Genomic DNA, 9,548 nt, shown 5'->3' with positions numbered 1-9,548 from the left:
GGTAGCGCCCGCTCGCTGCCGGTCGCCGCCAGGCCGAGTGTGAGGCCCTGCTCGGCGAGCAGCGGCCGGAGCAGCAGCAGGGCCCGCTCGGTCTGCCGACGTGCGCGGTCGCCCGGGTGCGGCATCCCGGGCGTCCTCAGGTGCGGAGCAGCTTCTTGATGATCTTCCCGGCCGGGTTTCTCGGGACCTGCTCGATGAACTCGATCCGGCGGGGGCGCTTGTAGGGCGCGAGGTGGTCGGCGACGTGGCGCAGGAGTTCGGCCGTGCCGAGGGTGCCGTCGGCCGCGACGTACGCGAGCGGCACCTCGCCGTAGTCCGCGTCGGGCACCGCGACCACGGCGGCGTCCCGTACCGCCGGGTGGGAGCGGAGCGCGCGCTCGATCTCCGACGGGTACACGTTCTGGCCGGCCCGGATGATCAGGTCCTTGCAGCGGTCGACGAGGTGGATCCGGCCGTCGCCGTCGATGAGGCCGAGGTCGCCGGTGCGGGTCCAGCCGTTGACGGTGATCTCGGCGGTGGCCGCCTCGTTGTCCCAGTAGCCGCGCATCACGCCCGGCCCACGCACGCAGATCTCCCCCACCGCCCCGGTCGGCACCGGGTCGTCCTGCGGGTCGAGTGCGCACACCGACATGCCGGGGATGACCCGGCCGGCCGGAATGATCTCCGGAACGTTCTCCAGCGCCGGGTGTTCGTCGGGCCCGAGGGTGACGAACGGGCCGCCGACCTCCGTCATGCCGTAGACCTGCCGGAAGCCGCAGCCGAGGCGGGACACGGCGTCGGTGTAGGTCTCGACGGGCATCGGGGCGGCCCCGTAGAGGATCTCCCGCAGGCTGGACAGGTCCGTGGACTCCGTCGCCTTGGCCTGGAGGATGAAGCGGAGCATCTGCGGCACCAGCCAGATGTGCGTGGCCCGGTGGGTCTGCACCGCGGCGAGTGCGCGCTGCGGGGTGAAGCCGGGCATGAGCACCACGGTGCCGCCGGCGGCCAGGTAGTTGAGTGAGACGACCAGGCTGCCGTGGTACAGCGGGCAGCAGTTGACCAGCACGACCGGGTCCTCGGGGCGGCACTCGGCCAGCCAGCCCAGCGCGATGGCACGGAACGAGGCCTGGTCGACGGTGACGCCCTTGGCCTGGCCGGTGGTGGCCGAGGTGTGCAGGATGGCCACGGGTTCGTCGTCGGCGACCTCTGGCAGCGCGGTCCGGCTGCCGGCACCCAGGGTGGTGAACTCCTCGCTGTCGAAGGCGAGTCGCCGGCCTACGGGCAGGTCCGGGTGGCGTTCCAGGAGTGCCGACTCGCCGACCACGGCGACCGCGCCGGTGCGCTCGGTGATGCCGGCCACCTCGCTGGGCGTGAAGCTGTGGTTGAGCGGCACGAACACGGCGCCGAGCCGGGCCAGCGCGAAGTACGTCTCCAGCACCTCGGTGCGGTCCGTGGAGAGCACGGCGACCCGGTCACCGCGGCTGATGCCCAGGTCGATGAGGCCGCGGGCCAGCCGGTCGACGCCGGCGTGCAACTCGGCCCAGGTGACGGACCGGTGCTCGTCGACCAGCGCCGGCCGGTCGGGGAAGCACTGGCGGTTGCGCTCCACCAGTTGCCGCAGCCACATCACGAACCGTCCGACTGCGCCGCCGTCGCACCGCGTTCGGCGACGAACCGCTCGTAGTCCGCGAGTGTGGTCAGCTCCTCCATGTCCGCGGCGGAGACCTCCACGCCGGTGCGCTGCTCGATGAGCAGGACCAGGCGCACGAGGTCACCCGAGTCGATGCCGCTGGCGCTGAGGTCGGCGTCGTCGCCGATGCTCTCGGCGAACTCCGGCGTGCCGGTCAGTTCGACGAGCATCTCCCGTACGGTGCTCATGCTGTGGCCTTTCGTTGCGGTGGCTGCCGGGCGTCGCCCACCCGTCGCGCACCGGTGGTGGCGCTGACTACTGACTAGAGAGGCGGCGTCCGCGCCGCACACTCCCTCGCCGCTCCGTGAGCTTCGTCACGGCCCTTCGGGGCGAGGTCGGGGATTGCACCGGGCCGGTTCGCACTCTTCCTTCATGACGGCCGTCGTGGTTGCGGTGGCCGACGCGACCAGCGGCCGCGCTCGACGGGGCCGAGGGCACGCTGCCGTGCGGCAGCCGTCGGACGAGGGAGTGATCGACGTGGGCGCAGCGCCCCGGGCACGAGAAGTGCGCCGGACGCGAGCCGTGCCCGTCGGGTGCGCGCCCGGCGGCCGGTACGGCTGTGGGGCGGTGAGCGGTCGGTGACCGCCGTCGAGGCCGCCGGTGGGCCGACCGCCACCGGGGACGAGGCGGAGCTGACGGCGCACTTCGAGGCTCTGCTGGCCGCCGGTGAGCAGATCGAACCGCGGGACTGGATGCCGGCGGGCTACCGGCGGATGCTGGTCCGGCAGATCGCCCAGCACGCGCACTCGGAGATCATCGGCATGCAGCCGGAGGGGGCGTGGCTGACCCGGGCGCCGTCCCTGCACCGCAAGGCGGCCCTGCTGGCCAAGGTGCAGGACGAGGCGGGTCACGGGCTCTACCTGTACTCGGCCGCGGAGACCCTGGGGGTGAGCCGCGCCGAACTGCTGGACGCGCTGCACAGCGGGCACCAGCGCTACGCGGCGACGTTCAACCACCCGGCGCTGACCTGGGCCGACACCGGCGCGATCGCCTGGCTGACGGACGGCGCTGCCGTGGTCAACCAGGTGCCGCTGTGCCACACCTCGTACGGACCGTACGCGCGTGCCATGCGGCGGGTCTGCCAGGAGGAGACGTTCCATGTGCGCCAGGGCTACGACCAGTTGTGGTCGCTGTGCCGGGGCACGCCCGAGCAGCGGCGGATGGCTCAGGACGCGGTGAACCGGTGGTGGCTGCCGGCGGTGGCGCTGATGTTCGGCCCGCCGGACACCACGACGGGCGGTGCGGACGACCGCGCGGCGGCCATGGGCGCCGCAGTGAGCCGCCGGTCGATGGCCTGGGGCATCAAGCGGCACACCAACGACGAGCTGCGGCAGCGGTTCGTCGACAACTGCGTGCCGCAGGCCGAGCGGCTGGGCGTGACGCTGCCCGACCCGGGGATCCGCTGGAACGAGGAGCGCGGGCACTACGACTTCGGGCCCATCGACTGGCAGACGTACCGGGACGCCCTCGGCGACGACTCGCAGTGCAGCAGGCAACGCCTCGCGCACCGGGTGGCCGCGCACCGGGACGGCGACTGGGTGCGGGAGGCCGTCGACGCCCACGCGTCCGGCCGAGACGAGTGGAGGCGGGAAGAGTGGCGGCAGGACGAGCGGGGGCCGGGAGCGTGAGCGCCGAGGGCGGGAGCGGGCGGCCGGCGGGGTCCCGGACGCCGTGGGAGGTCTTCGTCAGGCCACGCCGCGGCCTCGCGCACCAGCACGTGGGCTCGGTGCACGGGGCGGACGGTGACATGGCGTTGGCCAACGCGCGGGAGCTGTACACGCGTCGGGGCGAGACGGTGTCCGTCTGGGTGGTGCGCTCGGACGCGGTCCGGGCCTCGTCCCCCGAGGAGAAGGACCCGTACTTCAGCAACGGCGCCGGCAAACCGTACCGGTACCCGGAGCACTACGTGGCACTGAACGAGGACGGCCGCCATGACGACTAGCAGCGTGACCGGCGCGGACCCGGTGACACGCCCGGACCTCGCCGCGTACCTGCTGCGGCTGGGGGACGACGCGCTCGTGCTCAGCCAGCGGCTGTGCGCCTGGGTGACGAGGGCGCCGACCATCGAGGAGGACCTCGCCCTGTCCAACATCGCGCTGGACCTGCTCGGCCACGCGCGCACCCTGCTCGCCCGCAGCGGCCGGCTGGACGGCACCGGCCGGAGCGAGGACACGCTCGCCTACCGCAGGACCGAGCGGGAGTTCCGCAACTGCCTGCTGGTGGAACTGCCCAACGGCGACTTCGCGGCGACCATCGCCCGGCAGCTGGTGTACGCGCACTACAACGCCCTGCTCTACACGGAGTTGGCGGAGTCGGCCGACGCGGAGCTGGCCGCGTTCGGTGTGCGGGCCGCCAAGGAGCTGGAGTACCACCGGATGCACGCCGCGCAGTGGACGGTCCGGCTCGCGCGGGGCACCGCCGAGAGCCGCCGCCGGATGTCCGCCGGGCTGGCCGGAGTCTGGCCGTACACGGGCGAGTTGTTCGAGGCCGACGAGCTGGTGCGGCGGCTTGCCGGTTCCGGAACCGCGGTGGCCCCGAAGGGGCTGCGCGACCGGTGGCTGCGGGAGGTGACCGAGGTCCTGGACGCCGCGGAGCTTCCGGTCCCCGTACCGGCCTGGCAGGCGACGGGCGGACGCGCCGGGCTGCACACCGAGGCGTTCGGTCCGCTGCTGGCCGAGTTGCAGGCCGTCAACCGCCAGTACCCGGACGGCACCTGGTGAGCGCCGCGCCCCGGCTGACCGCCGAACAGGTCGGGCGCCGGGTGGGCGAGGTGCCCGACCCGGAGCTGCCGATGGTGACGCTCGGCGAACTGGGCATCGTCCGTTCCGTGCGGCCGGCGGCCGACGGCGTGCTGGAGGTGCAGATCACCCCGACGTTCCTGGGCTGCCCGGCCCTGCCGGTGATCGAAGCCGCGATCGTGGACGTGCTGGCGGAGTGCGGCCACCCCGACGGCCGGGTACGCCAGGTGCTCACCCCGCCCTGGACGAGCGACTGGATCACCGCGGCCGGACGGCGTCGCCTCGCCGAGCACGGCATCGCACCCCCCGGCTCCGCCCGTGCCCCGCTGGAGGTGCGGCTCGGGCTCGGCCTGCCCTGTCCGCACTGCGGCTCGTCGGCGACCCGGCCGCAGAGCCCGTTCGGCGCGACCCGCTGCCAGTCCATCCAGGTGTGCACCGCCTGCCGCGAGACCTTCGCGCACCTGAAAGCGATGTGAGGGACCCGTGACGAACACCGCCGCTCCCCGCTCCCCTTCCCGCCTTCCCGCGTCTCCGGTGGACGAGCAGGAGGCGGCCGCGCCCGGGTGGCACCGGCTGTCCGTGCGCCGGGTGCGCGGACTCGGTGACGACGCGGTCGCGGTGACCCTCGACGTGCCGCCGCGGCTGGCGGGCGTCTTCGCCCATCGGGCGGGCCAGCACCTCGTCGTCCGGCACCGCACCGCCGACGGGAACGAGCTGCGCCGCAGCTACTCGGTCTGCCCGCCGCCCGACGACCCGGCCGAACTGCGCCTGGTGGTGCGGCGTCTGGGCCCTGGCGGCTTCGCCGACCACGCGTGCCGCACCCTGGCGCCCGGAGACGTGCTGGAAGTCTCCCGCCCCACGGGGGAGTTCGCGCTCGCCGACCGTCCCGGCGCGCATCACGTGCTGATCGCCGGTGGCAGCGGCGTCACCCCGCTGCTCGCCATGGCCGCCGCCGCGCTGCGTGAGGATCCGCACTGCCGGGTCTCCATGGTCTGCGCCGACCGGACCTCCGGCTCCGTGCTGCTCGCCGACGAGCTGGCCGACCTGAAGGACGCCCATCTCGACCGGTTCTTCGTGTGGCACGTGCTCTCCCGGGAGACGCGGGAGGCCGGGCTGCTGTCCGGCCGAATCACACCCGAGCGGCTGCCGGGTCTGCTGTCCGTGCTGGGTGCCGATCCCGGCGGCGGGGAGCGCTTCTACCTGTGCGGCCCCTGGTCACTGGTGGAGACGGTCCGGGAGGCCCTCGCCGACTGGGGCGCCGACCCGGCACGGGTGCGCTGCGAGTACTTCACCTCCGGTGCCGAGTCCTCCAGTGCCGAGTCCTCCGGTGCCGAGTCCTCCAGTGCCGAGTCCTCCGGTGCCGAGCAGCAGGCCGGGCAGGAACGGGAGTCGGCGGGCCGCGCCGGGCTGGTGTCGGCGCGGCTGGCCGGCCGGACCACCACCGTCCGCATGGCCCCTCAGGACCGGGTCGTGCTGGACACCGTGCTGCGGGCCCGCCCCGAGACGCCCTACTCCTGCCGGGACGGGCTCTGCGGCAGCTGCCGCGCCCGGGTCACCGCCGGCTCGGTGACGATGGACCGCCAGTACGCCCTGGGCAGCGCCGAGTTGGCCGCCGGCTACACGCTGCCCTGCCGGGCCAGGCCGGAGTCGGACGAGATCGGCCTCGACTTCGACGCCTGACACACCCGGCCCGGCGAACCACCACGACCCACGACGAACCGACACCACCCACGACGGACCGCCTGCCGACAACCGCCGGCAGCCCAGTGGCACAGCGAAGGGACACACCACGATGAGCAGGCTTTCCGACAGGACCGCACTGGTGACCGGCGGCAGCAGGGGCATCGGCCGCAGCATCGCGCTGCGGCTCGCCGGGGAGGGCGCGCTGGTGGCCGTCCACTACGGGCACGACGCGGTCGCCGCGAAGGAGACCGTCGCCGAGATCACCGCGTCCGGCGGCCGGGCCTTCCCCGTCCGGGCCGAGCTGGGCGTCCCGGACGACGCCGCCACCCTGTGGGCGGCGTTCGACGAGGGCCTGGCCGGACTCGGCGCACGCCCGGGCGTGGACATCGTGGTCAACAACGCCGGCATCACGCTGCCAAAGCCCATCACCGCCGTGACCGAGGCGGACTACGACCGGGTGTTCGCGATCAACACCAAGGCCCCGTTCTTCGTGATCCAGCACGCCCTGGAGCGCCTCAGGGACGGCGGGCGCATCATCAACATCTCGACCGGAGCGACCCGCATCGCGATCCCGCACATCATCGCCTACTCGATGACCAAGGGAGCGCTGGAGACCCTGACCCTCACCCTGGCCCAGGAACTCGGCAGCCGGGGCATCACCGTCAACACCGTGGCGCCCGGCTTCACCGACACCTCCATCAACCCGACCCTGCAACAGCAGCAGGTGCTCGCCGCCTCGGCGTCCGCGTCCGTCTTCAAGCGGATCGGCCAGCCCTCCGACATCGCCGACGTGGTCAGCTTCGTGGCCGGCGACGACGCCCGGTGGGTGACCGGCCAGTGCCTGGACGCGAGCGGCGGCGCCCGCCTGGGGCTGTGAGCCCGCCCGACCGTCCCGGCCCGACCCGGCCGCGGGCCCGCCCCGGCCGGCCGGCCTCCGTCGAGGAGACTCCATGACAGACCGCATCCCGCCCCCCGACGACGGCGACCCGCACCTGCGGTTCGACGGACGCACGCCCTACGAGGACTACGTGCACGCCTCCGTGCTCACCTCGCTCCAGCAGCCGCTGTCCGACGCGCCCGAGGAGATGGGCTTCCTCGTCACCACCCAGGTGATGGAGCTGTGGCTCAAGCTGCTGGTCTTCGAGTGGCGGACGGCACGGGACGCCCTGCTGAAGGACGACCTGGAACACGCGATGGACGCGCTGCGCCGCAGTGCCCGCACCCACCGGGCGCTCAACGACTCGTGGAAGCCGATCGCCGCCCTGACCCCCGCCCAGTTCAACCGCTTCCGGGTGGCCTTCGGGGAGGCCTCGGGCTTCCAGTCGGCCATGTACCGGCACATGGAGTTCCTGCTGGGTGACAAGTCGCGGTCCATGATCCAGCCGCACCGCGGGCACCCGCAGGTGTACGCGGAGTTGGAGGACACCCTCCACGAACCCTCCCTGTACGACGAGGTGTTGCGGTACCTGCACCGGCGCGGGCTGCCCGTCCCCGAGGCGGTGCTGGAACGCGACGTGACGGCCGCGTACCTGGCCGATCCCGACGTGGAGGAGGCGTGGCGGCAGGTCTACGCGGGATCGCCGTACGACCCGCTGGTGACGCTCGCCGAGACCCTCACCGACGTGGCGGAGCTGGTGCTGCGCTGGCGCAGTGACCATCTGCTCGCCGTCCGGCGGGCGATGGGCGCCAAGACGGGCAGCGGGGGCACTCCCGGCGTGGCCTGGCTGGAGAAGCGCGCCGCCCGGCCGGTGTTCCCCGAACTGTGGACGGCGCGCAGCCATGTCTAGGGCACCTTCCGCGTTCGCCGCCGAGGAGGAGCGCCGGGTGCTGAGCCTCAAGCCGGTTCTGGCGCCGGTGCACCGCAGCTACGGCGATCACCCGCACCAGGTCTACGACCTGTGGCCGGCCGAGGACCCGGACGCGCCGCTGGTGGTGCTGCTGCACGGCGGCTACTGGCGGTACGACCGCATGCACCTCACCCCGTTTGCCGCGCACCTGGCTCGGCAGGGCTTCACCACGGTGCTGCCGGGGTTCCGCCGCTCGGGCGGCGCCGGCGGATACCCGGCCACCTTCGACGACATCGCGCTGGCCCTGGACACTGTTCCCGCGGGCCGACGCTACGTGCTGGCCGGGCACTGCTCCGGCGGCCACCTCGCGCTGTGGGCCGGGGCGCGGGGACTGCTGCCCGCCGACTGCCCCTGGTACAGCACCGGGTTGCCGACGGCCGTCCTGGGCCTGGCCCCGCTCACCGACCTGGCAGCGACGATCCGCGACGACCTCAGCGACGGAGCCGCGCTGCAACTCCTCGGCGGGGCGGACCTGGTGGAGTCGCGCCTCCCGCTGGTCGACCCGGTGACCCTGCTGGCGGGCGCCGGCACGACGGGTGTGCCGACGGTCGTGCTGAACGGTGCGCAGGACGAGGAGGTGCCGCTCTCCCAGTTCGCCGACTACGCGGCCGTGCACCGGGACGCCGAGCGTGTCGTCCTGCCCGGCACCGGCCACTACACCCTCATCGAGCCCGGTGCACCGGCCGCCGACGAGGTGGCGGCGGTCCTGCGACGTCTGACCGCCGGCTGGCGGTAGCGGGGTCACGCCCCGCTCCCCGGTCCGTTGTCGGTCGCCACGCCTATCCTTCACAGGGCGGTCAGTGGTGGGCCGCCGGCACACGAACAGGGGAACGTCCATGGCACTCACAGCGCTCGACCTACCGGAACCGACGAGCATGCGCGGGCGCTGGGCCGCCATGGCTGCGGTCTGCGCGGCCCGGGGCTGGGGCGACAGCTGCCGATCGGACGGGAAGGTGTGGCACTACGACGACGGCGGCGGGAACTGGGCGGACCTGCACCACCTCGGTGACGGACGCGCGGTCCTCGTCGGCCATGACCACGAGTACTCCCAGACGTACTACGCGGAGGCCTCCGACTTCTTCGAAGAGCCCGAGACGGACCTGCTGGCCGGCGCGCCGGACTGGTGGGAACCGCCCGTGCTCGAGGTGCGCCGCAACGAGTCGTGGATCGGGTTCGTGTACGGCTTCGACGGCACGGGCTGGTACCGCGCGCCGTACGACGTTCCGGACGGTTTCACCAGCGTGGGGCTGCCCGCCCTGACGGTCCGGGAGACCAGGGAACGGATCCTGACCTACGCCGAGGACGCGCCGGGACGGGACGGGCCTCTCACCCGTGCGGCCGTCGACGCGTTGATAGCGGCGGACGGCGCGGTCAGCGAGCAACTGGTGGCCGCGGTCGTGGGACCCACGGGATGGGACGCGGCGGCGGGCGCCGCGGCGGCACGCAGGTTCCTCACGGTGTGAGCCGCAGGGCGAGCGCGGTGTCGGAACGACGAGCGCGGCGGGTCGGCGGCTGACGGGGTCCGAGTCCGCGACACGCTGTCCGCTCGACGGCCTCACCCCTGCCGTGGCGGGCTTGTCGAGTCGCGCACGACCAGTTCCACCGGCACGG

11 protein-coding genes are annotated in these 9,548 nt (G+C 73.4%); 9 read left to right on the top strand and 2 right to left on the bottom strand.

The features are described from left to right. Positions 1-136: 136 nt before the first annotated feature. Together ACYVE9_RS08450 and ACYVE9_RS08445 are read right to left on the bottom strand one after the other, a co-directional pair. Positions 137-1,606, bottom strand: coding sequence for a class I adenylate-forming enzyme family protein (locus ACYVE9_RS08450; RefSeq protein WP_461027119.1), 1,470 nt, complete (start codon positions 1,604-1,606; stop codon positions 137-139). Next, positions 1,606-1,857, bottom strand: a complete 252-nt coding sequence (locus tag ACYVE9_RS08445; RefSeq protein WP_461027118.1) for an acyl carrier protein — start codon at positions 1,855-1,857, stop codon at positions 1,606-1,608. Before ACYVE9_RS08445 ends, ACYVE9_RS08450 begins: the two co-directional genes overlap by 1 nt. Positions 1,858-2,247: 390 nt before the next feature. Between ACYVE9_RS08445 and paaA the strand changes: the two genes are divergently transcribed. From paaA to ACYVE9_RS08400, 9 genes are all read left to right on the top strand, one after another. Continuing rightward, positions 2,248-3,297 carry a 1,2-phenylacetyl-CoA epoxidase subunit PaaA gene (gene paaA, locus ACYVE9_RS08440; protein ID WP_461027117.1) on the top strand — a complete coding sequence of 350 codons (1,050 nt, stop codon included), beginning with the start codon at positions 2,248-2,250 and terminating at the stop codon, positions 3,295-3,297. Next, positions 3,294-3,611 carry a 1,2-phenylacetyl-CoA epoxidase subunit PaaB gene (gene paaB, locus ACYVE9_RS08435; RefSeq protein ID WP_461027116.1) on the top strand — a complete coding sequence of 106 codons (318 nt, stop codon included), beginning with the start codon at positions 3,294-3,296 and terminating at the stop codon, positions 3,609-3,611. Before paaA ends, paaB begins: the two co-directional genes overlap by 4 nt. Further along, positions 3,601-4,389: a 1,2-phenylacetyl-CoA epoxidase subunit PaaC gene (paaC, locus tag ACYVE9_RS08430; RefSeq protein WP_461027115.1), complete on the top strand. Its 789-nt coding sequence runs from the start codon at positions 3,601-3,603 to the stop codon at positions 4,387-4,389. Before paaB ends, paaC begins: the two co-directional genes overlap by 11 nt. Continuing rightward, the gene (gene paaD / locus ACYVE9_RS08425) at positions 4,383-4,883 is read left to right on the top strand and encodes a 1,2-phenylacetyl-CoA epoxidase subunit PaaD (protein WP_461027120.1); all 501 of its coding nucleotides are present in this window, start codon (positions 4,383-4,385) and stop codon (positions 4,881-4,883) included. Before paaC ends, paaD begins: the two co-directional genes overlap by 7 nt. 7 nt (positions 4,884-4,890) lie before the next feature. After that, complete coding sequence (locus ACYVE9_RS08420; protein ID WP_461027114.1) at positions 4,891-6,087, top strand: 2Fe-2S iron-sulfur cluster-binding protein; 1,197 nt, start codon at positions 4,891-4,893, stop codon at positions 6,085-6,087. 112 nt (positions 6,088-6,199) lie between these two features. Next, positions 6,200-6,967 carry an SDR family oxidoreductase gene (locus ACYVE9_RS08415; protein WP_461027113.1) on the top strand — a complete coding sequence of 256 codons (768 nt, stop codon included), beginning with the start codon at positions 6,200-6,202 and terminating at the stop codon, positions 6,965-6,967. 73 nt (positions 6,968-7,040) lie between these two features. Next, entirely contained in the window at positions 7,041-7,877 is an 837-nt protein-coding gene (locus ACYVE9_RS08410) for a tryptophan 2,3-dioxygenase (protein ID WP_461027112.1), read from the top strand. After that, positions 7,870-8,673, top strand: a complete 804-nt coding sequence (locus ACYVE9_RS08405) for an alpha/beta hydrolase (RefSeq protein WP_461027111.1) — start codon at positions 7,870-7,872, stop codon at positions 8,671-8,673. Before ACYVE9_RS08410 ends, ACYVE9_RS08405 begins: the two co-directional genes overlap by 8 nt. 100 nt (positions 8,674-8,773) lie before the next feature. Further along, positions 8,774-9,400 carry a proteophosphoglycan 5 gene (locus tag ACYVE9_RS08400; protein WP_461027110.1) on the top strand — a complete coding sequence of 209 codons (627 nt, stop codon included), beginning with the start codon at positions 8,774-8,776 and terminating at the stop codon, positions 9,398-9,400. The last annotated feature ends 148 nt before the right edge of the window (positions 9,401-9,548 follow it).

It is taken from the genome of Streptomyces sparsus (assembly GCF_054776295.1).
This window is presented reverse-complemented; position numbering and strand designations above follow the sequence as displayed.

What these genes read in the sequence shown, in the direction of transcription:
- ACYVE9_RS08450 (WP_461027119.1), bottom strand. Translation starts at nt 1,606, where the DNA reads ATGTGGCTGCGGCAACTGGTGGAGCGCAACCGCCAGTGCTTCCCCGAC.
- ACYVE9_RS08415 (WP_461027113.1), top strand. Translation starts at nt 6,200, where the DNA reads ATGAGCAGGCTTTCCGACAGGACCGCACTGGTGACCGGCGGCAGCAGG.
- ACYVE9_RS08410 (WP_461027112.1), top strand. Translation starts at nt 7,041, where the DNA reads ATGACAGACCGCATCCCGCCCCCCGACGACGGCGACCCGCACCTGCGG.
- ACYVE9_RS08405 (WP_461027111.1), top strand. Translation starts at nt 7,870, where the DNA reads ATGTCTAGGGCACCTTCCGCGTTCGCCGCCGAGGAGGAGCGCCGGGTG.
- ACYVE9_RS08445 (WP_461027118.1), bottom strand. Translation starts at nt 1,857, where the DNA reads ATGAGCACCGTACGGGAGATGCTCGTCGAACTGACCGGCACGCCGGAG.
- ACYVE9_RS08400 (WP_461027110.1), top strand. Translation starts at nt 8,774, where the DNA reads ATGGCACTCACAGCGCTCGACCTACCGGAACCGACGAGCATGCGCGGG.
- paaC (WP_461027115.1), top strand. Translation starts at nt 3,601, where the DNA reads ATGACGACTAGCAGCGTGACCGGCGCGGACCCGGTGACACGCCCGGAC.